At 64.9% G+C, this 21,308-nt stretch carries 26 protein-coding genes; 25 read left to right on the top strand and 1 reads right to left on the bottom strand.

The features are described 5' to 3' along the window. The first annotated feature begins 109 nt into the window (after positions 1–109). From BLT50_RS03880 to BLT50_RS03865, 4 genes are all read left to right on the top strand, one after another. A complete protein-coding gene (locus BLT50_RS03880) occupies positions 110–1,309 on the top strand; it encodes a DegT/DnrJ/EryC1/StrS family aminotransferase (RefSeq protein WP_090026607.1) in 1,200 nt (399 codons plus the stop codon). A 183-nt stretch (positions 1,310–1,492) separates the two neighbouring features. Next, positions 1,493–2,656 carry an isovaleryl-CoA dehydrogenase gene (locus BLT50_RS03875; RefSeq protein ID WP_090026606.1) on the top strand — a complete coding sequence of 388 codons (1,164 nt, stop codon included), beginning with the start codon at positions 1,493–1,495 and terminating at the stop codon, positions 2,654–2,656. A gap of 25 nt (positions 2,657–2,681) precedes the next feature. Next, the gene (locus BLT50_RS03870) at positions 2,682–2,984 is read left to right on the top strand and encodes a hypothetical protein (protein ID WP_090026604.1); all 303 of its coding nucleotides are present in this window, start codon (positions 2,682–2,684) and stop codon (positions 2,982–2,984) included. Beyond that, on the top strand, positions 2,978–4,540 hold the full coding sequence (locus BLT50_RS03865; RefSeq protein WP_090026602.1) for an AMP-binding protein: 1,563 nt from the start codon (positions 2,978–2,980) through the stop codon (positions 4,538–4,540). Before BLT50_RS03870 ends, BLT50_RS03865 begins: the two co-directional genes overlap by 7 nt. 71 nt (positions 4,541–4,611) lie before the next feature. On the opposite strand, the gene BLT50_RS03860 is transcribed toward BLT50_RS03865, so the two are convergent. After that, a complete protein-coding gene (locus tag BLT50_RS03860; RefSeq protein WP_090027080.1) occupies positions 4,612–5,199 on the bottom strand; it encodes an OmpW/AlkL family protein in 588 nt (195 codons plus the stop codon). A gap of 209 nt (positions 5,200–5,408) precedes the next feature. On the opposite strand from BLT50_RS03860, the gene BLT50_RS03855 reads away from it, so the two are divergent. The 21 genes from BLT50_RS03855 to nuoF all read left to right on the top strand — a co-directional run bounded on the left by BLT50_RS03855 (position 5,409) and on the right by nuoF (position 21,307). Continuing rightward, positions 5,409–7,013 carry a carboxyl transferase domain-containing protein gene (locus BLT50_RS03855; protein WP_090026600.1) on the top strand — a complete coding sequence of 535 codons (1,605 nt, stop codon included), beginning with the start codon at positions 5,409–5,411 and terminating at the stop codon, positions 7,011–7,013. Between the two features lie 256 nt (positions 7,014–7,269). Beyond that, positions 7,270–7,644, top strand: a complete 375-nt coding sequence (locus tag BLT50_RS19555) for an ASCH domain-containing protein (protein WP_245723269.1) — start codon at positions 7,270–7,272, stop codon at positions 7,642–7,644. Then, on the top strand, positions 7,641–8,228 hold the full coding sequence (locus tag BLT50_RS03845; RefSeq protein ID WP_090026596.1) for a thermonuclease family protein: 588 nt from the start codon (positions 7,641–7,643) through the stop codon (positions 8,226–8,228). Before BLT50_RS19555 ends, BLT50_RS03845 begins: the two co-directional genes overlap by 4 nt. Next, on the top strand, positions 8,221–10,170 hold the full coding sequence (locus BLT50_RS03840; protein ID WP_090026594.1) for an ATP-binding protein: 1,950 nt from the start codon (positions 8,221–8,223) through the stop codon (positions 10,168–10,170). The genes BLT50_RS03845 and BLT50_RS03840 overlap by 8 nt, the downstream gene beginning before the upstream one ends. Continuing rightward, a complete protein-coding gene (locus BLT50_RS03835) occupies positions 10,167–10,829 on the top strand; it encodes a glutathione S-transferase family protein (protein ID WP_090026592.1) in 663 nt (220 codons plus the stop codon). Before BLT50_RS03840 ends, BLT50_RS03835 begins: the two co-directional genes overlap by 4 nt. Further along, positions 10,826–11,476 (top strand): glutathione S-transferase family protein, encoded by a 651-nt coding sequence (locus tag BLT50_RS03830; RefSeq protein ID WP_090026589.1) that lies wholly within the window; start codon positions 10,826–10,828, stop codon positions 11,474–11,476. Before BLT50_RS03835 ends, BLT50_RS03830 begins: the two co-directional genes overlap by 4 nt. Beyond that, positions 11,469–12,323, top strand: a complete 855-nt coding sequence (locus BLT50_RS03825; protein WP_090026587.1) for a hydroxymethylglutaryl-CoA lyase — start codon at positions 11,469–11,471, stop codon at positions 12,321–12,323. The genes BLT50_RS03830 and BLT50_RS03825 overlap by 8 nt, the downstream gene beginning before the upstream one ends. Then, on the top strand, positions 12,320–12,697 hold the full coding sequence (locus tag BLT50_RS03820; protein WP_175491388.1) for a hypothetical protein: 378 nt from the start codon (positions 12,320–12,322) through the stop codon (positions 12,695–12,697). Before BLT50_RS03825 ends, BLT50_RS03820 begins: the two co-directional genes overlap by 4 nt. Positions 12,698–12,716: 19 nt before the next feature. Next, positions 12,717–13,499 (top strand): crotonase/enoyl-CoA hydratase family protein, encoded by a 783-nt coding sequence (locus tag BLT50_RS03815; protein WP_090026585.1) that lies wholly within the window; start codon positions 12,717–12,719, stop codon positions 13,497–13,499. 327 nt (positions 13,500–13,826) lie between these two features. Continuing rightward, positions 13,827–14,192, top strand: a complete 366-nt coding sequence (locus BLT50_RS03810) for an NADH-quinone oxidoreductase subunit A (RefSeq protein WP_090026583.1) — start codon at positions 13,827–13,829, stop codon at positions 14,190–14,192. Continuing rightward, positions 14,183–14,800: a NuoB/complex I 20 kDa subunit family protein gene (locus tag BLT50_RS03805; RefSeq protein ID WP_090026582.1), complete on the top strand. Its 618-nt coding sequence runs from the start codon at positions 14,183–14,185 to the stop codon at positions 14,798–14,800. Before BLT50_RS03810 ends, BLT50_RS03805 begins: the two co-directional genes overlap by 10 nt. Further along, complete coding sequence (locus BLT50_RS03800) at positions 14,797–15,408, top strand: NADH-quinone oxidoreductase subunit C (RefSeq protein WP_090026580.1); 612 nt, start codon at positions 14,797–14,799, stop codon at positions 15,406–15,408. Before BLT50_RS03805 ends, BLT50_RS03800 begins: the two co-directional genes overlap by 4 nt. Continuing rightward, positions 15,405–15,785, top strand: a complete 381-nt coding sequence (locus BLT50_RS03795) for a nuclear transport factor 2 family protein (protein WP_090026578.1) — start codon at positions 15,405–15,407, stop codon at positions 15,783–15,785. The genes BLT50_RS03800 and BLT50_RS03795 overlap by 4 nt, the downstream gene beginning before the upstream one ends. A gap of 6 nt (positions 15,786–15,791) precedes the next feature. Beyond that, positions 15,792–15,995: a hypothetical protein gene (locus BLT50_RS03790; protein ID WP_245723268.1), complete on the top strand. Its 204-nt coding sequence runs from the start codon at positions 15,792–15,794 to the stop codon at positions 15,993–15,995. Then, entirely contained in the window at positions 15,995–17,215 is a 1,221-nt protein-coding gene (locus BLT50_RS03785; RefSeq protein ID WP_090026575.1) for an NADH-quinone oxidoreductase subunit D, read from the top strand. The genes BLT50_RS03790 and BLT50_RS03785 overlap by 1 nt, the downstream gene beginning before the upstream one ends. After that, entirely contained in the window at positions 17,215–17,583 is a 369-nt protein-coding gene (locus BLT50_RS03780; protein WP_090026573.1) for a hypothetical protein, read from the top strand. Before BLT50_RS03785 ends, BLT50_RS03780 begins: the two co-directional genes overlap by 1 nt. Continuing rightward, a complete protein-coding gene (locus tag BLT50_RS03775) occupies positions 17,580–17,858 on the top strand; it encodes a hypothetical protein (protein WP_090026571.1) in 279 nt (92 codons plus the stop codon). The genes BLT50_RS03780 and BLT50_RS03775 overlap by 4 nt, the downstream gene beginning before the upstream one ends. Continuing rightward, complete coding sequence (locus BLT50_RS03770) at positions 17,858–19,039, top strand: NADH-quinone oxidoreductase subunit E (protein WP_090027076.1); 1,182 nt, start codon at positions 17,858–17,860, stop codon at positions 19,037–19,039. Before BLT50_RS03775 ends, BLT50_RS03770 begins: the two co-directional genes overlap by 1 nt. Before the next feature lie 32 nt (positions 19,040–19,071). Next, positions 19,072–19,770, top strand: a complete 699-nt coding sequence (locus BLT50_RS19215) for an NADH-quinone oxidoreductase subunit E (protein ID WP_175491387.1) — start codon at positions 19,072–19,074, stop codon at positions 19,768–19,770. A gap of 12 nt (positions 19,771–19,782) precedes the next feature. After that, a complete protein-coding gene (locus tag BLT50_RS03760) occupies positions 19,783–20,004 on the top strand; it encodes a DUF5337 domain-containing protein (RefSeq protein WP_090026570.1) in 222 nt (73 codons plus the stop codon). A gap of 4 nt (positions 20,005–20,008) precedes the next feature. Then, complete coding sequence (gene nuoF, locus BLT50_RS03755) at positions 20,009–21,307, top strand: NADH-quinone oxidoreductase subunit NuoF (protein WP_090026568.1); 1,299 nt, start codon at positions 20,009–20,011, stop codon at positions 21,305–21,307. Position 21,308: the final 1 nt, after the last annotated feature.

Here is a 21,308-nt window from a genome sequence, read left to right as displayed (position 1 = left end):
CGGGATCAGCCTCGCCTGTTGCACAAAGGCCGAACCGGACATTCGCGACATGTGAAATGTCGCCCCGCGACATTGACGGGTGCGCGGGCTTGGCGCATCTGTTGTGCCCATGACAGAGATGTTCACCGGCAATTTCACCCAGCAGGAGCCGATCCCCGACGATGCGATCGAGGCGGCGGTGCGTGTCATGCGTTCGGGCCGACTGCATCGGTACAATGTCGCGGGCGACGACCCCGGCGAGGTGGCGCTGCTTGAGCAGGAATTCGCCGCGGCCATGGGCGTGAAATACTGCCTGGCCGTGGCCTCGGGCGGTTATGCGCTGGGCTGTGCGCTGCGGGCGCTGGGCGTCAAGCCGGGCGACAAGGTGCTGACCAACGCCTTTACGCTGGCGCCGGTGCCGGGGGCGATCGCCAGTGTCGGTGCCGTGCCGGTGTTCGTCGGCGTGACCGAGGCGCTGGTGATCGACCTTGACGATCTGGCGGCCAAGGCGGACGAGGCCGATGTCCTGATGCTGAGCCACATGCGCGGGCACCTTGCCGACATGGACCGGCTGATGGCGATCTGCGATGCGGCCGGCATCCGCGTGATCGAGGATTGCGCCCACACGATGGGGGCGCGCTGGCGCGGGCGGCTGTCGGGCACCGACGGTGTGATCGGCTGCTATTCCACGCAGACCTACAAGCACCTGAACTCGGGCGAAGGCGGGTTTCTTGTCACGGACGACGCCGAAGTGATGGCGCGGGCGGTCATGCTGTCGGGGTCTTACATGCTCTATGACCGCCACCTGGCCGCGCCGGCCCCCGACGTGTTCGACACGATCCGCTATGAAACGCCCAACGTGTCGGGGCGCATGGATCACCTGCGCGCGGCCATCCTGCGGCCGCAGCTGCGCCGCTTGTCCGAGCAGTGCGAGCGTTGGAACGAACGCTACCGCGCGGTCGAGGACGGGCTGCGCGGCACGCCGGGCCTGACGGTCGTGGAGCGGCCGGACGAGGAATACTACGTGGGCTCGTCGATCCAGTTCCTGCTGCTCGACTGGGCGGTCGAACCCGTGCAGGAGGTGATCCGCCGCTGCGCCGCGCGCGGGGTCGAGCTGAAGTGGTTCGGCGGGGCGGAGCCCGTCGGTTTCACCAGCCGCTACGATAGCTGGCGCTATGCGCCATCGCGCCCGATGCCGGCAAGCGACCGGGTGTTGCGCGGCATCATCGACATGCGCCTGCCGCTGACCTTCAGCGTCGAGGATTGCCGCCTGATCGCCCGCATCATCCGGGGCGAGGTCGGCGCAGTCTGGCAGGGCGTCGCGGGCTGAGACCGGTTTCGGATCGGCTACGCCGATCCGACCGGCTGGGGGCGCTGCCCCCAGACCCCCGGAGTATTTCCGGCAAGATGAAGATGCGGGCGGCGGACGCGCCGCGTTGCAGGCGCTTGACCCGACTCGGAGTTTCGTGTCATTTAATGAACAAGTGTTCAATAAACCCTTGGGAGGGGCCGCATGTTCCATGCAACGATGAATTTCGACCTGGGCGAGGATGTGAACGCGCTGCGCGAAACCGTGCACCGCTGGGCGCAGGAGCGGATCAAGCCGCTGGCGGCGCAGATCGACCAGACCAACGAGTTTCCCGCCGAGCTGTGGCGCGAGATGGGCGACATGGGCCTGCTGGGCATCACCGTGGACGAGGAATATGGCGGCGCGGGCATGTCGTACCTGGCGCACACGATCGCGGTCGAGGAAGTCGCGCGGGCCTCGGCCTCGGTCAGCCTGTCTTACGGGGCGCATTCCAACCTCTGCGTCAACCAGATCAAGCTGAACGGCAACGAAGAGCAGAAGAAGAAATACCTGCCCGGCCTGATCTCGGGCGAGCATGTCGGTGCGTTGGCGATGTCCGAGCCCTCGGCCGGGTCCGACGTGGTGTCGATGAAGCTGCGTGCCGACAAGCGCAACGGCTATTACGTGCTGAACGGATCGAAATACTGGATCACAAACGGCCCGGATGCCGACACGCTGGTGGTTTATGCCAAGACCGACCCGGAGGCTGGCGCCAAGGGCATGACCGCCTTCATCATCGAGAAGGGGTTCAAGGGCTTTTCGCAGGGGCCGCATTTCGACAAGATGGGCATGCGCGGATCGAACACCGGCGAGCTGATCTTCGAGGATTGCGAAGTGCCTTTCGAAAACGTGCTGGGCGAAGAGGGCCGGGGCGTCGCGGTGCTGATGTCGGGTCTGGATTACGAACGGGTGGTCCTGTCGGGTATCGGGACGGGCATCATGGCGGCCTGCATGGACGAGGTCATGCCCTACATGGTCGAGCGCAAGCAGTTCGGCCAGCCGATCGGGAATTTCCAGCTTATGCAGGGCAAGATCGCGGACATGTACACGGCGATGAATTCGGCCCGTGCCTATGTCTACGAGGTGGCGAAAAGCTGTGACCGGGGCGAGGTGACACGCCAGGACGCGGCGGCCTGCGTTTTGTACGCAAGCGAGGTCGCGATGACCGTTGCGCACCAGTCGGTGCAGGCCTTTGGTGGCGCGGGTTTCCTGAACGACAGCGTGGTGAGCCGGATTTTCCGCGATGCCAAGCTGATGGAGATCGGCGCGGGCACAAGCGAAATCCGCCGGATGCTGGTCGGACGCGAGCTGATGGCCGCGATGCAGTGATGGCACGCGGCGCGGCATTCCCGGCATGACGCCTGGCCTGCGCATATGGGCCCCCGTGGCCGCGCTGGTCGCGCTGGCCGCCCTGGTGGGCTATCTTCTGGGGGCGCGCAGTGCCGCGCCGGGCGAGACCGAGGTGATCGAGCGCATGGCCGCGCTTTACGCCGAGGAGGGCGGAAGGATCAGCGATTGCGCCGCGCGGCCGGCGGCGTCGGATGGGCTGTGGCTGGTGGTGCGCTGCGCCTGCGGCGGTGCCGTGCGGGAATATTTCGTGGACGTCTACGGCAGGCTTGCCCATCGCCGCGCCGAGGGAGTGTTGATGCAATGCTGACGCCTGCCAAAGACTACGAGACCCTGTGCGCGCGGTTCGAATGGGATCTGCCCGACCGTCTGAACATGGCCCACCAGGTCTGTGATGGCTGGGCCGTGCACGAACCCGGCCGGATCGCTCTGATCGATGTGACGGACGGGGTGCGGCGTGAGCTGAGTTATGGTGAACTCTGGCACCTTTCGCGCCGTGTGGAGAACGCGCTGATCGAACGTGGTGTTCTGCGGGGCGACCGCGTCGGCGTTTTGTTGAGCCAGTCGTTCCTGTGCGCTGCGGCGCATATTGCCGCGTGGCGGATCGGCGCGATCTCGGTGCCGCTGTTCAAGCTGTTCCGGCGTGACGCGCTGCAATCGCGGCTGGATGACAACGGCGCGGGCGTCGTCGTCACCGATGACGAGGGCGCTTCGATGCTGTCGGGCATGGGGGTGGCGGCCCTGCGGCAGGCCGATCTGCCGAATAGCACCCAGGCCAGTGGCGGTGTCGATACGACGCCCGACGACCCTGCCGTTCTGATCTATACCAGCGGCACGACGGGTGCGCCCAAGGGCGCGCTGCACGGGCACCGTGTGTTGACCGGCCATCTGCCGGGCGTCGAAATCAGTCACGATTTCCTGGGGCAGCCGGGCGATTGCCTCTGGACGCCGGCGGATTGGGCGTGGATCGGCGGGCTGTTCGACGTGCTGATGCCGGGGCTGGCGCTGGGCGTGCCGGTCGTGGCGGCCCGGATGGCGAAATTCACCCCGCGCGGCGCAGCGCGCATCGTCGAGCAGGCGGGCGTGCGCAACGTTTTCTTCCCGCCCACGGCGCTGCGCATGCTCAAGGCTGCCGATCAGGCGATACCGGGGCTGCGGTCGGTCGCGTCGGGTGGTGAGCCGCTGGGCGCCGAGATGCTGGATTGGGGGCGGCGCGCCTTCGGCGTGACGATCAATGAATTTTACGGTCAGACCGAATGCAACATGGTTGCCAGCTCTTGCGCGGCGCTGTTCGATCCGCACCCCGGCGCGATCGGGCGCGCGGTGCCCGGGCACCGCGTGGCCGTGATCGACGGGGACGGGGCCGAGACTGGCGGCGAGGGCGACATCGCCGTGCGCGCGGGCAGCCCCGCGATGCTTCTGGAATACTGGCGCAAGCCCGAAGCCACCCGCGAAAAGTTTCGCGGTCAGTGGATGTTGACCGGCGATCGTGGTGTCATCGAGGACGGGTTCATCCGTTTCGTCGGACGCGAGGACGACGTGATCACCAGCTCGGGCTATCGCATCGGTCCGGCCGAGATCGAGGATTGCCTGCTGACCCATCCGGCGGTCGCCACCGTGGGCGTCGTCGGCAAGCCCGACCCGATGCGCACCGAGATCGTCAAGGCCTATGTCGTGCTGAAGGACGGTGCGCAGGCCAGCGACGCATTGGCGGCCGAGCTGCAGGAATGGGTCAAGGAGCGGCTTGCAAGCTATTCCTACCCAAGGGAAATCGGGTTTCTGGATGCGCTTCCGATGACCGTCACGGGCAAGGTCATCCGCAAGGAACTGAAAGCCCGCGCCAACCGTGAGAGGGAAACCCCATGACGGGCGCGGGCTGCAGGTTCGCCGTTATGTGGCCGGGCGGCATGACACGCCCGGCACGACGGTATCGGATGTCAGAACTTCATGATGTAGGACACGCCCAGAACCACCGGGTTGATTTCGGCGGTGCCGATCTTGGTCCCCCCCGAGAACACGTCGGATTCGATCTGGATATAGCGGATATCGGCCCGGATCGCAGCGCTGTCGCTGATCGCGAAGTCGGCGCCCGCATGCAGCGCGAAGCCCCAGCTGTCATCGATGGAGATGCCGGTCGGTTCGTCCCAGAAGTGGGTGAAGTTCACACCTGCGCCGACGAAGGGCGTGACCTTGCCGCCCGTGGGGAAGTGGTAGTTGACCGAGATGGTCGGCGGAAGGTGCTTGGTCGTTCCGATGGACGAGCCTCCGACCACCAGCTCGTGTTCGAACGGGGTGGCCGCCAGGATTTCGAGGCCGATATTGTCGGCGATGAAGTATTCGAAGGTCAGCGTGGGGCGGACGTCTTCCTTGACGTCAAGCGCGCCACCCATGCCGTCAGCACCCGGCGGGTTCACCCAGCCGATGCCGAGGCCCAGGGTCATGTCGCCCTTGGATTGCGCATAGGCAGGCGCGCCGATGGCAAGCGCCATGGCAGCGGCGGAAGCGGCAAGCAATGTCTTCTTCATGGTCGTTCTCTCGTTGCTAACGTGTTGCGTGCGTTCGTCCTGAAATCCAGCGTGATCCGCTTTGTCCAACCCGGCAATGATCTGGATCAAAACCGAAAAATCATCGCGTCACCGTTTCGCAAAGGTCACCGCAGGGGGCTGGTGGCCCGTGGCCGAGCCGCGACCGCGCCCGGCGCGTTTCAACCTTTACTTCATCGGGTGGAAATCACATGAAACTGCATTCCCAAGCCATCCCGTCCTCGGACCAGTTCCAGACAAACCGCGCGGGCCATCTCGAAGCGCTGCGCGTGGTCGAAGAAGCGGCCGCGCTGGCCGCTGCCGGCGGCGGTCAGAAGGCGCGTGACCGCCATGTCAGCCGGGGCAAGATGCCGCCGCGCGAACGGGTGGCCAACCTTCTCGATCCGGGATCGCCGTTCCTGGAGATCGGGGCCACGGCGGCGCATGGCATGTATGACGGCGCTGCGCCATGTGCAGGCGTCATCGCCGGCATCGGGCGCGTGTCGGGACACGAATGCATGATCGTGTGCAACGACGCCACGGTGAAGGGTGGCACCTATTACCCGATGACCGTCAAGAAACACCTGCGCGCCCAGGAAATCGCGGAACAGAACCATCTGCCCTGCATCTACCTTGTGGATTCGGGCGGCGCCAACCTGCCGCAGCAGGACGAGGTGTTTCCCGACCGCGACCATTTCGGGCGGATATTCTTCAACCAGGCGAACATGTCGGCCAAGGGCATCCCGCAGATCGCAGTGGTGATGGGGTCGTGCACCGCGGGCGGGGCCTATGTGCCGGCGATGTCGGACGTGACGATCATCGTCAAGGAGCAGGGCACGATCTTTCTGGCCGGGCCGCCGCTGGTCAAGGCGGCGACGGGCGAAGTGGTCAGCGCCGAAGACCTGGGCGGCGGCGACGTGCATACCCGTCTTTCCGGCGTGGCCGACTACCTGGCCGAGGATGACGCTCACGCGCTCGCGCTGGCGCGCCGCGCGGTTTCGCACCTGAACCGCACGAAACCTGGCAGCGTGCAGTGGCAATCGCCCGAAGAGCCGGCCTATGACCCCGACGAGATTCTGGGCGTCGTTCCGTCAGATCTGCGCACGCCTTACGACATCCGCGAGGTGATCGCCCGCGTGGTGGACGGGTCGCGCTTCGACGAGTTCAAGCCGCGCTTTGGCGAAACTCTGGTTTGCGGCTTTGCCCATGTGAAGGGATGCCCGGTCGGGATCGTGGCCAACAATGGCGTGCTGTTTTCCGAATCCGCCGTGAAGGGCGCGCATTTCGTCGAACTGTGCAGCCAGCGCCGTATCCCGCTGGTTTTCCTGCAGAACATCACAGGCTTCATGGTCGGCCGCAAATACGAGAACGAAGGCATAGCGCGCCATGGCGCCAAGATGGTGACGGCGGTGGCCACCACGCAGGTGCCCAAGATCACCATGCTGGTGGGTGGCTCTTTCGGGGCGGGCAATTACGGCATGGCGGGCCGCGCCTACAGCCCGCGCTTTCTGTGGACATGGCCCAACAGCCGGATTTCCGTGATGGGCGGCGAACAGGCGGCGGGCGTGCTGGCCACGGTGAAACGCGACGGCATCGAACGCGCGGGCGGAACCTGGTCACCCGAGGAAGAGGCCGAGTTCAAGCGCCCCACGATCGAGATGTTCGAGGAACAGAGCCACCCGCTCTATGCCAGTGCGCGGCTTTGGGATGACGGCATCGTCGATCCGCGCAAGACGCGCGACGTGCTGGCGCTGTCCTTGTCCGCGTCGCTGTGCGCGCCGATTGGCGAGACGAAGTTCGGCGTGTTCCGGATGTAGGCGCGGTGAGGGCGAGTTGCACATATCAATACCGGTGGCTTGGGCTGCAACGCCTGATCCGGTCGAGCGCCTTCGGCGCGCAGGATGCGCACGTCCTCGGCCACGGGCCTCGTCGTGCGGTGCTTGGCCTGCGTCTGTGCCCCTGCCATTGGCCAGGCGGCGTGGGGATGGTTGGCCTGAGTATTTGGGGCAAGATGAAGGAATTGGCACTGTGAGCGGGGGGCTTTCACAGATACTTGCCCGCTACCCCGGGGCCGTGACCTTTCGCTATGGCGACAGTGCCCGTCTTAACGCCGACATCCTTGCCCTTGTGCGGGCCGGGCGAAAGACGATGACATGCGATGCCTTGCCCGCCTTCGAGGCGAGGGGCGAGACCTTGCCCGAAGAGGGGCGGATCGACATCGCGCTGGACTGGAGCGGGAAACCGGCGCTGGCCGTGCAAACGCTTAAGGTAGAGCATGTCCCGTTCGACCGGATGGACGAGGCGCGCGTTCCGCCGCAGGGCGAGTTTTCCGACCTCGCCGACTGGCGCGCGGGTTACGAGGCATATCTGCGCCGCGCGGGCCATTTCGCGCCGGATGTCACGATGGTGGTCGAAACCTTTCGGATGGTCGAGGATTTCGGGAAATGAGCCGGAGCAGCGACACCAGACGCAAAGTGACACGGTTCTATCGGGGCGCCCGGCGACACCCGAATTGGAATCTCGGTGATCCGCCGGGCGATCCGCGCCAGCGTGACCCGCGTTCCCGGCAGGGGCGTTTGGGATTGTCCGCGGCAGGTCTGGTCCTGGCTTTTTCGATACTTCCCAGTGTTGGCGATGCAATCAACGGATGGCGCACCGGAACCAATGGGTGCCGCATCCTGGTTGTGGTCGACGGGGACACCTTGCAGATCGCATGTCCCGGCCGCGGACGGCAGTCAGCGCGCATCATCGGTTTCGATACGCCGGAATTGAAAGCGCGCTGCGCTTCGGAATTCTTCAAGGCTATCGCTGCCAAGCAATATCTGCGCATGCAAATCTGGAGCGCGTCCGAAGTTTCGGCGGTCCGACAGGGAACGGACAGATACGATCGGGCACTTGTCCGACTTTTCGTGGACGGCGTGTCGGTTGCACCAGCCATGATTTCATCGGGCTTCGCACGACCGTATGAAGGCGGTCGAAGGTCGGGCTGGTGTGGCGCAACGCCAACAAAATATGGAGATATGGATGTTTGACACGATCCTGATTGCCAACCGGGGCGAGATCGCCTGTCGCGTGGCGCGCACGGCACGGGCGATGGGGGTGCGCGTGGTCGCGGTCTATTCCGACGCCGATGCGGCCGCGGCGCATGTGGCGGCGGCGGATGTCGCCGTGCATATCGGCGGCTCGGCGCCGGCTGACAGTTACCTGCGGGGCGATGCGATCATCGCTGCGGCGCAGGCGACCGGCGCGCAGGCCATTCATCCGGGATACGGGTTTCTGTCCGAGAACCCCGATTTCGTCGACGCGGTCGAGGCCGCGGGGCTGACATTCATCGGGCCTTCGGCAGATGCCATCCGCAAGATGGGCCTGAAGGACGCGGCCAAGGCCTTGATGGAAGAGGCGGGGGTTCCTGTCGTTCCCGGCTATCATGGTTCGAACCAGGATCCCGAGCATCTATCGGGTGCCGCCGATACCATCGGCTACCCGGTGCTGATCAAGGCCGTTGCCGGCGGTGGCGGCAAGGGCATGCGGCTGGTCGAGCGGCCGCAGGATTTCATGGACGCGCTGGAAAGCGCGAAGGGCGAGGCGCGCACCGCCTTTGGCAACGCGGATGTGCTGATCGAGAAATACATCCAGAAGCCGCGCCATATCGAGGTGCAGGTCTTTGGCGATGGCACCCGTGCGGTGCATCTGTTCGAACGCGACTGTTCGCTCCAGCGGCGGCATCAGAAGGTGATCGAAGAGGCGCCCGCGCCCGGCATGACGGCGGAAATGCGGGCCGCGATGGGCCAGGCCGCCGTGCGCGCCGCCGAGGCGATCGGCTACAACGGGGCCGGCACGGTCGAGTTCATCGTCGATGGCAGCCGGGGCCTGCGGCCCGACGGGTTCTGGTTCATGGAGATGAACACGCGCCTGCAGGTCGAACACCCGGTGACCGAGGCGATCACCGGCGTGGACCTGGTGGAATGGCAATTGCGCGTCGCGGCCGGAGAGTCTCTGCCCGCGCAGCAAGAGGATCTGACGATCGACGGTCATTCCTTCGAGGCGCGGCTTTATGCCGAGGATGTGCCCAAGGGCTTCCTGCCGGCCACCGGCACGCTGGCGCATCTGGAGTTTCCGCAGGGCGCGCGGTCGGACAGCGGCGTGCGTGCGGGCGATACGATCAGCCCGTTCTATGACCCGATGATCGCAAAGATCATCACCCACGGGCCCACCCGCGATGTGGCGCTGTCGCGGATGCGCGCGGCGCTGGCCGGGTGCCAGGTTGCGGGCACGGTGACCAATCTGGGGTTCCTGTCGGCGCTTTGTGCGCATCGCGGGTTTGCCGCGGGCGAGGTCGATACCGGGCTGATCGCGCGGGATCTGGATACGCTGGTGCAGGTGCCCGCGCCCCGTCCCGCCGATTGGGCCCAGGCTGCCATGGTCGCGTTGGGGCTGGGCGAGGACTTACCCGGAGATGCAGGTTTCAGCCTCTGGTCGCCGCTGGTGCGTAGCGTGGCCTTGCGGTTCGGAGATGATGAGCAGGTTGCGCGCGTGGCTCTGGCCGGGCCGGATGCCGCCACGGTACATGTCGCGGATGCGCAGGTCGCGGCGCGGCGCGTGGCCGGGGCTTGGACATTCGACGGGTTGCCGCCCGTACCGGCAATCCGCACGGGGGCGCTGGTCACGCTGTTCCGGGATGCGGGGCTGGGCTTTGACGTGATCGACCCGCTGGATCGGGCGGCGGCGGCCGGGGCGGGGGGCAACCTGATCGAAGCGCCGATGCCGGGCCTGGTCAAGGCGGTGTTTGCGAAAGCGGGCCAGCATGTGAGTGCCGGAGATCGTCTGGCGGTGCTGGAAGCGATGAAGATGGAGCATTCGCTGCTGGCCGCGCGCGATGGCGTGGTGGCCGAGGTTCTGGCCGAGGCCGGCGCACAGGTCGAAGCCGGTGCCGCGCTGATCCGGCTGGAGGACGAGGAGGACGCAGCGGCGTGACGGAGGCGGGCGATCTGACCCTGATCGGGTTTCGCGACAGCGTCTATACCTGGGCGGTGCGCTGGGCGCTGGCCGAGACAGGGCTGCCTGCCCGCAAGGAAGAGGCCAACCCGTTCGACCCTGAGGACGCGCCGGGCTTGCGCCTGCACCATCCGTTCGGCCTTGTGCCCGTGTTGCGGCACGGGGCGTTCGCCCTTTACGAAACGCCTGCAATCCTGCGTTATCTGGACCGGCTGCAGCGCGGGGCCGATCTGGTTCCGGCCTCTCCCAGGGCCGAGGCGCGGATGCTGCAGGTGATGTCGGTTGCAACGACGCAGGTATACTGGCCGCTTGTCCGGCAGGTGTTCTCCAACGGCTACTACCTGCCGCGCCTTGGGCAGGACGCCGATCAGGCCGCGTTTTCGTCCGGGCTGGCGCGGGCGCCGCTGGTTCTGGACGCGCTGGACCAGGTCGCGGACGAGGGGCTGGTCTTGACCGGGGAAGGGCTTACACTGGCAGACCTAATGCTTGCGCCGATGCTGGCCTATTTCAACGCAGTGCCCGAGGCCGCGCGCCTGACGGGCAAGCGCGGCGCATTGAGCGCATGGCTTGACCGGGTTACGGCCCGTCCCGCCTTTGTCGCGACGCGGCCGCCCTGTCTGACGGAGCCTACCCCATGATCACGCTGCACCATGTTCCGCAAAGCCGTTCGATGCGGGTGTTGTGGCTGTTGAACGAACTCGAAGTGGAGTTCGGCATCGCGCCGCATCCTCTGGACGGGTCGCTGCGCGATCCCGCCTTTTTGTCGCTGTCGCCTGCGGGCCGCGTGCCGGCGCTGGAAATCGAGGGCGAGCGCATGTTCGAGGCCACCGCGATCATGGAATACCTCTGCGAGAAGTTCCCCGAACGCGGGCTGGGTCGGGCGCCAACCGATCCCGACCGCATGGCCTGGCTGGTCTGGCTGCATTTCGCGGATACCGTGACGGGTTGCGTGGATGTTCTGCGGCGCGCCCACGCAGAGGGTGCGGCGGGCATGATGCGCGACGAGCTGGTCCGCTTGCGGCGCTGTTACGACGCGATAGAGGGGCGGCTTTCGACCCCGGTTGAGAACCGCGACTACTTGCTGACCAGCGGGTTTTCCGCCTGCGATATCGCGGTGGGGCAGGCCGTCTACATGGCGCGGCATTTCCTGGCGATCGAGGCGTGGCCGGAACTGACCGCCTGGTATGCGCGCATCACCGAACGCGACACGTTCGAAGCGGCCTTGCCCTCGCCGGATGCGGCAAGGATGTTCACGCAGGAATTTTACGAGGTGCCGAATGGCTGAATTCGTTGAGATATTCGAGGTCGGCCCGCGCGACGGGCTGCAGAACGAAAAGCGCCACATCCCGACGGCGGACAAGATCGCCCTGGTCGATTGTCTGAGCGCGGCGGGGTTCCGCCGGATCGAGGTGGCAAGTTTCGTCAGCCCGAAATGGGTGCCGCAGATGGCCGACAGCGCCGAAGTGCTGGCCAGGATCGCGCGGGCGGAGGGTGTGTCCTATGCAGCGCTGACGCCCAACATGAAGGGGTTGGAGCGCGCGATCGCGGCGCGCGCGGACGAGGTGGCGATATTCGGCGCCGCGTCGGAAGGGTTTTCCAAGGCCAATATCAACGCCACGATCGACGAAAGCCTTGCCCGTTTCGCACCTGTGGCCGAGGCGGCAAAGGCGGCGGGCCTGCCGGTGCGTGGCTATATCTCTTGCGTGACGGACTGCCCCTATGACGGGCCGACGCCGCCGCAGAAGGTGGCCGAGGTTGCGGCGAAGCTGGATGCGATGGGCTGTTACGAGATCAGCCTCGGGGACACGATCGGCCAGGGCACGCCCGACAGCATCGCCGCGATGCTGGACGCGGTTCTTTGCATGGTTCCGGCCGAAAGGCTGGCCGGGCATTACCACGACACGGCAGGGCGGGCGCTGGCCAATATCGAGGTGTCGCTGGAAAAGGGCCTGCGCGTGTTCGATGCCGCCGTGGGTGGCCTTGGGGGGTGTCCCTATGCGCCGGGCGCCGCGGGCAATGTCGCCACAGAAGGGGTCCATGACCGGCTTGTCGCGCTGGGTTACGACACCGGGCTGGACAGTGCCGTGCTGTTGCAGGGCGCCGCGATGGCGCGGGCGATGCGCGGGCAATGACGGTTCAGATCGCCCATCTTTACGCGTTGCTGTGCCTTGGCGTCGTGGGCTTTCAATTTGCGCTGATCGCCGGGGCGCCGCTTGGTCCATGGACGCAGGGCGGCCGCCACGAAGGGGCCTTGCCGGTGTCGGGCCGGTTGCTGGCGGCGCTGTCGGTGCCGGTCCTTGTCTTCATGGGGCTGGCCATCGTGTCGGCAGCCGGTTTCGCCGGCGGGTTCTGGCCACGCTGGACGGGATGGGTGGCGCTGGCTGTGAGCAGCGCCTCTTGCGTGTTGAACTGGATTACGCCCTCGGCGCGCGAACGCGCCGTCTGGGGGCCGGTGACCCTGATCATGGTGGCGCTGGCGGGATATGTCATGGCCGTCGGGCCGTAGGAAAACAGGAGATTTCGGGATGGAACAGTTGATCACGGTCGAACGCGATTCTCGCGGGGTCGCGCATCTGTGGATGGATCGCGCTGAAAAACACAACGCACTGTCCGGCGAGATGATCGCCCAGATGAAATCCGCGGTGGATGAACTGGCCGCCGATGGTTCGGTTCGGGTCGTCGTTCTGGGGGCGCGGGGCCGTACGTTCTGCGCGGGGGGTGATTTGGCCTGGATGCAGAAACAGATGTCCGCAACACCGAAAGAGCGCGGCGAGGAGGCCGGCAAACTGGCCTGGATGCTGCAGGCGCTGAACACGCTGCCCAAGCCGCTGATCGGCCGGGTGCAGGGCAATGCCTTTGGCGGCGGGCTGGGCATGGCCAGTGTTTGCGATGTCTGCATCGGAACGCCGGATGTGCAGATGGCGCTGACCGAAACGCGGCTTGGACTGATTCCCGCAACCATCGGCCCGTATGTCTGCGCCCGCATGGGCGAGGCCAAGGCGCGGCGCGTTTTCATGTCGGGGCGCCGGTTCGTCGCGGAAGAGGCGGTGGAACTGGGTTTGCTGGCGAGGGTCGTGCAGCCCGAGGATCTGGATTCGGCGATCGAAGCCGAAGTCGCGCCCTACCTGTCCTGTGCGCCGGGCGCCGTGGCGCGGGCCAAGGCGCTGCTGCGCCGGCTGGGCCCCGTGATCGACGAAGACACGATCCGGCACACGATCGACGAGCTGGTCGCCTGCTGGGAAGGGGACGAGGCCCCCGAAGGCATCGGCGCCTTCTTTGACAAGCGCAAGCCCGCCTGGGTCGGCTGACGGCCGGATCTTCCCGGCTGTGATTTTCTTCCTCTTCAGGCAAGGTTGCGGGCGCATGGCGCACCGTTCCCGTGGCCTGGCGACTCGCGTCTTGCTGCGCTGCCGCGAAGGCTGCGGAATTCAGGCGAAAAAAATTGTCGTAGGCGCGCTCGGGCGGTCAAGAACGTGCACGGTGTGCTGCTGAATACAAAGGTAAAAGCGCAATAGTTTCGTGTTTTTGAATGTGATCCGGCTTCGGTTGACCCGGCCAAGGGGCAGGAGTAAACCCCCCGTGATACTGTCGCCAGCAGTGAGCGCGCAGCGCGCGCGCCTGAAAGGAGCCGCTCCGTGGAAGAGATGCTGCGGGAATACCTTCCCATTCTCGTCTTCTTGGGCCTTGCAATTGCGATTGGCCTTGTCCTGATCCTTGCCGCCATCGTGCTGGCGGTGCGCAACCCCGATCCCGAAAAGGTCAGCGCCTATGAATGCGGATTCAACGCGTTCGACGATGCGCGGATGAAATTCGATGTGCGGTTCTACCTCGTGTCGATCCTGTTCATCATTTTCGACCTCGAAATCGCGATGCTGTTCCCCTGGGCGGTGGCGTTCAAGGATGTCAGCATGGTCGGTTTCTGGTCGATGATGGTCTTCCTCGGTGTGCTGACGATCGGCTTTGCATATGAGTGGAAGAAAGGGGCGCTGGAATGGGAGTGAGCGACGACAAGCCGCTTGTCACCAACGTACAGGGTGACGGCCAGCAGGGTGATCGCGTTAAATCCGGTCCGTCCGCCATGTCGCCCTATGGCGCATATGCGGCCGGCGGCGACAAGGACGTGGCCACGCAGGCGCTGAACCGCGAATTGCAGGACAAGGGCTTCCTGCTGACCGCGTCCGAGGATCTTATCAACTGGGCGCGCACCGGCAGTCTGCACTGGATGACTTTCGGTCTGGCCTGCTGCGCGGTCGAGATGATGCACACCTCGATGCCGCGCTATGACGCCGAGCGTTTCGGGATCGCGCCGCGCGCATCCCCGCGCCAGTCCGACGTGATGATCGTCGCGGGCACGTTGACCAACAAGATGGCCCCGGCGCTGCGCAAGGTCTATGACCAGATGCCCGAGCCACGTTACGTGATCTCGATGGGATCGTGTGCCAACGGCGGTGGGTATTACCATTACAGCTACAGCGTGGTGCGCGGCTGCGACCGCATCGTTCCGGTCGACATCTACGTGCCGGGCTGCCCGCCGACGGCCGAGGCGTTGCTTTATGGCATCCTGCAACTGGCCCGCAAAATCCGCCGCACGGGGACGATCGTACGATGACCGAGGCACTGACCGAACTCGCCACTCATATCGAGCTCAAGCGTCCTGACTGCGTTCTGGGCTGGAGCATCGACAATGACGAACTGACCGTCGAGGTCGCGCTGGCCAATATCGCGGGGCTTGTCGAGTTCCTGAAGAACGACCCGACCTGCAAATTCTCGACGCTGGTTGACATCACAGCGATCGACTGGCCCGAACGGCCCAAGCGGTTCGACGTGGTCTATCATTTCCTGTCGATGTACCAGAATCACCGCATCCGCCTGAAGGCGGCGCTGCGCGAGGATGAAATGGTGCCGTCGATCACCGCGGTCCATCCCAGCGCCAACTGGTTCGAGCGTGAAGTTTTCGACATGTTCGGCATCCTGTTTTCCGGCCACCCGGACCTGCGCCGTCTGCTGACGGATTACGGGTTCCGCGGGCATCCGCTGCGCAAGGATTTCCCGACCACCGGCTATACGGAGGTGCGGTATGACGAAACGCTCAAGCGCGTGGTCTATGAGCCGGTGAAGCTGGTTCAGGAATACCGCCAGTTCGACTTCATGAGCCCCTGGGAAGGGGCCGAATACATCCTGCCCGGTGACGAAAAGGGCGAGGAGGCCAAGGGATGACGCTGCCCGTTCAAGAGGTCGCCGCCCAGGCGCGCGCCTATTGCGAGGCGTTGCACCGCTCGGACGCGTCCGTGTTCGAGGCGATGTGCGACGAGGCGTTTCTGATGACCTTCGTCGCGCCCGACGGCACCTCGCGGGTGATCGACAAGGCGGCCTTTGTCGCGCGGGTCGCGGGGCGCGACCCGTTTGCGGGCGATCCGTCCTATCACATCGAAACCGTCGATGTGGCGGGGCCGGATATCGCGCATGTGAAACTGTGGGTGGATATGCCGCCGCGCAGGTATCTGGATTACCTCGGCTTCTTCCATGTGGGCGGGGAATGGAAACTGGTGACCAAGCTGTTCCGGACCGCAAGCGGCCCGGCACTGGAAGGGTAGGGCAAGATGATGGGCGGATATGGAATGGGCGGCGGCGGCCTTCTGGGCCTGTTGATCGTCGGGCTATTGATCATCGTGCCGTTCTGGCGGCTGTTGCCGCGCTTCGGCATTCCGAGCTGGGTTGCGATTTTGACCCTTTTCCCGCTTGTCGCGCTGATCCTGCTCTGGGTCATGGCCTTCAAGGACAAGATTGACGGAGGCACCGCATGATGGACGGCTCCAAAGGCTTCGACGACGCCCAGACGGGCGAACAGAAGATCCGCAATTTCAACATCAACTTCGGCCCGCAGCACCCTGCCGCGCATGGCGTTTTGCGCATGGTGATGGAGCTGGACGGCGAGATCGTGGAACGCTGCGATCCGCATATCGGGCTGCTGCACCGCGGCACCGAAAAGCTGATGGAAAGCCGGACCTATCTGCAGAACCTGCCATATTTCGACCGGCTGGATTACGTCGGTACGATGAACCAGGAACATGCCTGGGTTCTGGCCATCGAAAAGCTGACTGGGGTCGAGGTGCCGCGCCGCGCGTCGCTGATCCGGGTTCTGTATTGCGAAATCGGCCGCATCCTGAACCACCTGCTGAACGTCACGACGCAGGCGCTGGACGTGGGCGCGCTGACGCCGCCGCTCTGGGGGTTCGAAGAGCGCGAAAAGCTGATGATCTTTTACGAACGGGCCTGTGGTGCGCGTTTGCACGCGGCCTATTTCCGGCCCGGCGGCGTTCACCAGGATTTGCCGCCCGAGCTGATCGACGATATCGACGCCTGGGCGCAGGCGTTTCCGCAAGTGCTGGACGACATCTCGGAGTTGCTGACGGAGAACCGCATCTTCAAGCAGCGCAACGTGGATATCGGTGTCGTCACCGAGGAAGATATCCAGAATTTCGCATTCTCGGGCGTGATGGTGCGCGGGTCGGGGTTCGCCTGGGATCTGCGCCGCGCGCAGCCCTACGAGTGCTACGACGAGTTCGATTTCCAGATTCCCGTCGGCACCAATGGTGATTGCTACGACCGCTACCTTTGCCGCATGGAAGAGATGCGCCAGTCGACGCACATCATCCGGCAGGCCTGTGAAAAGCTGCGGATGCCGGAAAACCAGGGCGATATCCTGGCGCGCGGCAAGCTGACGCCGCCCAATCGCGGCGAGATGAAGCGCTCGATGGAGGCGCTGATCCATCACTTCAAGCTTTATACCGAGGGCTTCCACGTCCCCGAGGGCGAGATTTACGCAGCGGTCGAAGCGCCGAAGGGCGAGTTCGGCGTCTATCTGGTGGCCGACGGGACGAACAAACCCTACCGCGCCAAGATCCGGGCGCCGGGCTATCCGCATCTGCAGGCGATGGATCACCTGTGCCGTGGCCACCAGTTGGCCGATGCGTCGGCCATTCTCGGTTCCCTCGATATCGTGTTCGGGGAGATCGACCGGTAATGTCGCTGACGGGCATCGTCATAGCATTGTGCGCTGCGGGCGCGCTGGTGGTCGGTCGGCTTGCCGTGCTGTTCCTGCGCGACCCGGCGGCGGGCCTTGCCGACACGACCCACAGGGCCGAGCAACTGCCGCAGGTCATGGCGGATCGCTATGTCATGATGACGGCTCTTGCGCTGGCCGCCGCATGGTTCGGCCATCCCGGCGTTATTGCCGTCCTTTTCGCCTCGTTCGCTTACATGGGCTTTCATGACGCGGCGATCTATGCCCGCGCGGGCCATCCCGTCACCAAGCATGTAGCTGCCGGCATCGCCGCCGGTGCCGTCAGCGGCCTTGCCGCTTTTGCCCAGTTCAGGGGAGGGGCCGCATGACCCGTCATCCAATCGTTCTCGCGTCACTTGGTCTTTTGGCCGCCTGCGCCGTTCCCCCGCAAGGGGTGAGCACGCAGAACATCGCCGAATTCGACGCAGCGGTTGCGTCGATCGGCTGCCGCCTCGTGACCGAAGCCGATTACCTTCCCGTCGAGCTGCAAACGGGTCTGTCCCGTCAGCAGGTGCTCGACATCGCCAAATACAAGCTTGCCGCTGACCAGGCCGAAAGCCTGGAAAGTGGCGGGATCGTCCTGACCACCGGAGCATGTGCCTGATGTTGCGCCGTCTTTACCACGAACAGCCGGAAAGCTTTGCCTTTACGCCCGAAAACCAGAAATGGGCCGAGGCGCAGATCACCAAGTATCCCGAAGGCCGCCAGGCCAGCGCGATCATTCCGCTGCTGTGGCGCGCCCAGGAGCAGGAAGGCTGGCTGAGCCGCCCCGCAATCGAAGGCGTGGCAGACATGCTGGGCATGGCGCATATCCGTGCGCTCGAGGTGGCGACCTTCTATTTCATGTTCCAGTTGCAGCCCGTTGGCTCGGTCGCGCATATCCAGGTCTGTGGCACCACGTCCTGCATGATCTGCGGCGCCGAAGATCTGATCGCCGTCTGCCGTGAAAAGATCGCGGCGAACCCGCACGAGCTTTCCGAGGATGGCAAGCTGAGCTGGGAAGAGGTCGAATGCCTTGGCGCCTGCGCCAACGCACCGATGGCCCAGATCGGCAAGGACTACTACGAAGACCTGACGGCCGAGAAATTCGGCGAGATCATCGAGGAATTGCGCGCGGGCCGCGTTCCCGTTCCGGGGCCGCAAAACGGGCGCTACACATCCGAGCCGCTTTCGGGGCTTACCAGCCTCAAGGATTTCGACAGCGGCCACACGCAGTATAATGCCAGCGTGCAACGCGCGGTGGACCTTGGGGATACGGTCAAGCGGATCGACGGCACCGAAGTTCCGATCCTGACCCCGTGGTTGTCGTCCAAGCCCGGCAAGGCGCCGGCGAAGGGCGCCAAGGGCGTGGGCGCCGACAAGGCGGATCGCGCGAACGGACACACCGCCGACGAAACCGGCATTCAGAAACAACAGGCCCCGGCCAAGACCAAGGCCAAGCCGGCGGCCAAAGCCAAGGCTGCCTCCGCGCCCAAGCCGTCAACCGATGCGGGCGAGGGCAAGAAACCCGAAACCCTGGCCGCGGCGCGCGACGGTGGTGCCGACGATCTCAAGCAGATCAAGGGGATTGGACCAAAGCTCGAAGCGCTATTGAACAGCATGGGCTTTTTCCATTTCGACCAGATCGCGAACTGGACCGCCGACGAGATCGCCTGGGTCGATCAGAACCTCGAAGGGTTCAAGGGCCGCGTCAGCCGTGACAACTGGGTCGAGCAGGCCAAGACGCTGGCCGCTGGGGGCGAGACTGAATTCTCAAGCCGTGTTAAGAAGGGGGACGTCTACTAGGACGCGAACCTAAATGATCGGGGAGAGTTGAGATGAGTAACGGATCGAACAGTTTTGTTTGCCAGGTGGGATCCTGGGCGATGGCCGCAGCCGCGGCGGCGCTGACGCTGGTTTTGTTGATGCTGCTCGGCGGCTGGAATTTCTGGGCAGGTGTGTTGATCGCCGCGCTGGTGTTCCTGTTTCTCGGACTGGTGTTGGGCATGATCCTGTGCCGCCCGCTGGCCGGGCCGGTCGCGCCGGGCGCCGCCGGTCGCGCGCCGGGTGACATCGAACTGAGCGCACGGGCAAAGAAGGTGGCGAACGGTGGGGCGACGCCGGTTGCGACTGCTGCACCGACTGCTGCCGCTGAACCCGCGCCCACACCTGAACCCGCGCCGGCACCGCCACCCAAACCCGCGCCTGCTGCCGAAGCGGCACCAGCCGCCACCGAAGGCGAAGCGGAAGGCACCAAGCCCGAAACGCTGAGCGCGGCGCGCGGAGGCAAGGCCGACAACCTCAAGGAAATCAAGGGTGTCGGCCCGAAGCTTGAAAAGATGCTGAACGAGATGGGGTTCTACCATTTCGACCAGATTGCGAAATGGACGGCGGACGAGCTGGCCTGGGTCAACGCGAACCTGACCGGCTTCAAGGGCCGGGCAAGCCGCGACAACTGGATCGAGCAGGCCAAGATCCTGGCCGCGGGCGGCGAGACCGAGTTTTCGAAACGCGTCGAAGACGGCGACGTGTACTGACACAGGTGGGGAATGGCGGATCCGGAGCAATATCAGGCACGCAAGGGGCGGTTGACCGCCCTTGTCATAGCGGGCACTGGGGCGTTCTGGATCCTCGCCACCCTCATCGGAGCGGAAATGGGCTGGAGCAACCGCACGCGGGCGCTCTTCGACCTGATCGCGCTGGCCGGCTTCGTGCTGGCCATCGTGATGATCTATCAAATCTGGCGCGCGCGCCAAAACGACCAGAGGTAAGCGGATGCTGAAGGACGAAGACAGGATCTTTACCAATATCTACGGGATGCACGATCGCACACTGAAAGGTGCGATGGCCCGTGGTCATTGGGACGGGACCGGCGGCATCATCAAGAAAGGCCGCGACTGGATCATCGACGAGATGAAGGCCAGCGGCTTGCGTGGGCGCGGCGGGGCGGGTTTCCCGACCGGTCTGAAATGGTCGTTCATGCCCAAGGAAAGCGACGGGCGGCCGGCCTATCTGGTCGTCAACGCCGACGAATCCGAGCCGGGCACCTGCAAGGACCGCGAAATCATGCGCCACGATCCGCACACGCTGATCGAGGGTTGCCTGATCGCGTCTTTCGCGATGAACGCGCATACCTGCTACATCTACATCCGCGGGGAATACATCCGCGAGCGTGAGGCGCTGCAGGCCGCCATCGACGAGGCCTACGATGCCGGCCTTCTGGGCAAGAACGCCGCCGGATCGGGCTGGGATTTCGATCTTTTCCTGCATCACGGTGCGGGCGCCTATATCTGCGGTGAGGAAACCGCGCTGCTGGAAAGCCTTGAAGGCAAGAAGGGCATGCCCCGGATGAAGCCGCCATTCCCGGCGGGTGCGGGGCTTTATGGCTGCCCGACCACGGTGAACAACGTGGAATCCATCGCGGTCGTCCCGACGATCCTGCGCCGTGGCGCGTCGTGGTTCGCGGGCTTCGGGCGTCAGAACAACGCGGGCACAAAGCTGTTCGCGGTCTCCGGGCACGTCAATAACCCCTGCGTCGTCGAAGAGGCGATGTCGATCACCTTCGAAGAGCTGATCGAAAAGCATTGCGGCGGCATTCGCGGCGGCTGGGACAACCTCAAGGCCGTGATCCCGGGCGGTTCGTCCGTGCCTTGCGTGCGCGGCGAAAAGATGAAGGACGCGATCATGGACTTCGATTACCTGCGCGGTGAGCTGGGCTCGGGCCTGGGCACGGCAGCGGTGATCGTGATGGACAAGCAGACCGACATCATCAAGGCGATCTGGCGACTGTCGAAATTCTACAAGCACGAAAGCTGCGGTCAGTGCACGCCGTGCCGCGAAGGCACCGGCTGGATGATGCGCGTGATGGACCGCCTGGTGCGCGGAGAGGCCGAGGTCGAGGAAATCGACATGCTGTTCGACGTCACCAAGCAGGTCGAAGGTCATACGATCTGCGCCCTGGGCGATGCGGCCGCCTGGCCGATCCAGGGACTGATCCGCAATTTCCGCGACGAGATCGAGGACCGCATCAAGGCGCAGAAATCGGGCCGCGTCAGCGCGGTTGCGGCAGAGTGAA

Origin of the sequence: Lutimaribacter saemankumensis, assembly GCF_900100005.1 — a bacterium.
GTDB lineage: Bacteria > Pseudomonadota > Alphaproteobacteria > Rhodobacterales > Rhodobacteraceae > Lutimaribacter > Lutimaribacter saemankumensis.
Note: the sequence above shows the minus strand (reverse complement) of the source record. Positions and strands in the feature narration are given on the sequence as shown.

Bases quoted from the DNA above. Each gene is read 5' to 3' on its own strand.
- BLT50_RS03880 (WP_090026607.1), top strand. From the start codon at position 110: ATGACAGAGATGTTCACCGGCAATTTCACCCAGCAGGAGCCGATCCCC.
- BLT50_RS03875 (WP_090026606.1), top strand. From the start codon at position 1,493: ATGTTCCATGCAACGATGAATTTCGACCTGGGCGAGGATGTGAACGCG.
- BLT50_RS03870 (WP_090026604.1), top strand. From the start codon at position 2,682: ATGACGCCTGGCCTGCGCATATGGGCCCCCGTGGCCGCGCTGGTCGCG.
- BLT50_RS03865 (WP_090026602.1), top strand. From the start codon at position 2,978: ATGCTGACGCCTGCCAAAGACTACGAGACCCTGTGCGCGCGGTTCGAA.
- BLT50_RS03860 (WP_090027080.1), bottom strand. From the start codon at position 5,199: ATGAAGAAGACATTGCTTGCCGCTTCCGCCGCTGCCATGGCGCTTGCC.
- BLT50_RS03855 (WP_090026600.1), top strand. From the start codon at position 5,409: ATGAAACTGCATTCCCAAGCCATCCCGTCCTCGGACCAGTTCCAGACA.
- BLT50_RS03845 (WP_090026596.1), top strand. From the start codon at position 7,641: ATGAGCCGGAGCAGCGACACCAGACGCAAAGTGACACGGTTCTATCGG.
- BLT50_RS03840 (WP_090026594.1), top strand. From the start codon at position 8,221: ATGTTTGACACGATCCTGATTGCCAACCGGGGCGAGATCGCCTGTCGC.
- BLT50_RS03830 (WP_090026589.1), top strand. From the start codon at position 10,826: ATGATCACGCTGCACCATGTTCCGCAAAGCCGTTCGATGCGGGTGTTG.
- BLT50_RS03825 (WP_090026587.1), top strand. From the start codon at position 11,469: ATGGCTGAATTCGTTGAGATATTCGAGGTCGGCCCGCGCGACGGGCTG.
- BLT50_RS03820 (WP_175491388.1), top strand. From the start codon at position 12,320: ATGACGGTTCAGATCGCCCATCTTTACGCGTTGCTGTGCCTTGGCGTC.
- BLT50_RS03815 (WP_090026585.1), top strand. From the start codon at position 12,717: ATGGAACAGTTGATCACGGTCGAACGCGATTCTCGCGGGGTCGCGCAT.
- BLT50_RS03805 (WP_090026582.1), top strand. From the start codon at position 14,183: ATGGGAGTGAGCGACGACAAGCCGCTTGTCACCAACGTACAGGGTGAC.
- BLT50_RS03800 (WP_090026580.1), top strand. From the start codon at position 14,797: ATGACCGAGGCACTGACCGAACTCGCCACTCATATCGAGCTCAAGCGT.
- BLT50_RS03795 (WP_090026578.1), top strand. From the start codon at position 15,405: ATGACGCTGCCCGTTCAAGAGGTCGCCGCCCAGGCGCGCGCCTATTGC.
- BLT50_RS03790 (WP_245723268.1), top strand. From the start codon at position 15,792: ATGATGGGCGGATATGGAATGGGCGGCGGCGGCCTTCTGGGCCTGTTG.
- BLT50_RS03785 (WP_090026575.1), top strand. From the start codon at position 15,995: ATGGACGGCTCCAAAGGCTTCGACGACGCCCAGACGGGCGAACAGAAG.
- BLT50_RS03780 (WP_090026573.1), top strand. From the start codon at position 17,215: ATGTCGCTGACGGGCATCGTCATAGCATTGTGCGCTGCGGGCGCGCTG.
- BLT50_RS03775 (WP_090026571.1), top strand. From the start codon at position 17,580: ATGACCCGTCATCCAATCGTTCTCGCGTCACTTGGTCTTTTGGCCGCC.
- BLT50_RS03770 (WP_090027076.1), top strand. From the start codon at position 17,858: ATGTTGCGCCGTCTTTACCACGAACAGCCGGAAAGCTTTGCCTTTACG.
- BLT50_RS19215 (WP_175491387.1), top strand. From the start codon at position 19,072: ATGAGTAACGGATCGAACAGTTTTGTTTGCCAGGTGGGATCCTGGGCG.
- BLT50_RS03760 (WP_090026570.1), top strand. From the start codon at position 19,783: ATGGCGGATCCGGAGCAATATCAGGCACGCAAGGGGCGGTTGACCGCC.
- nuoF (WP_090026568.1), top strand. From the start codon at position 20,009: ATGCTGAAGGACGAAGACAGGATCTTTACCAATATCTACGGGATGCAC.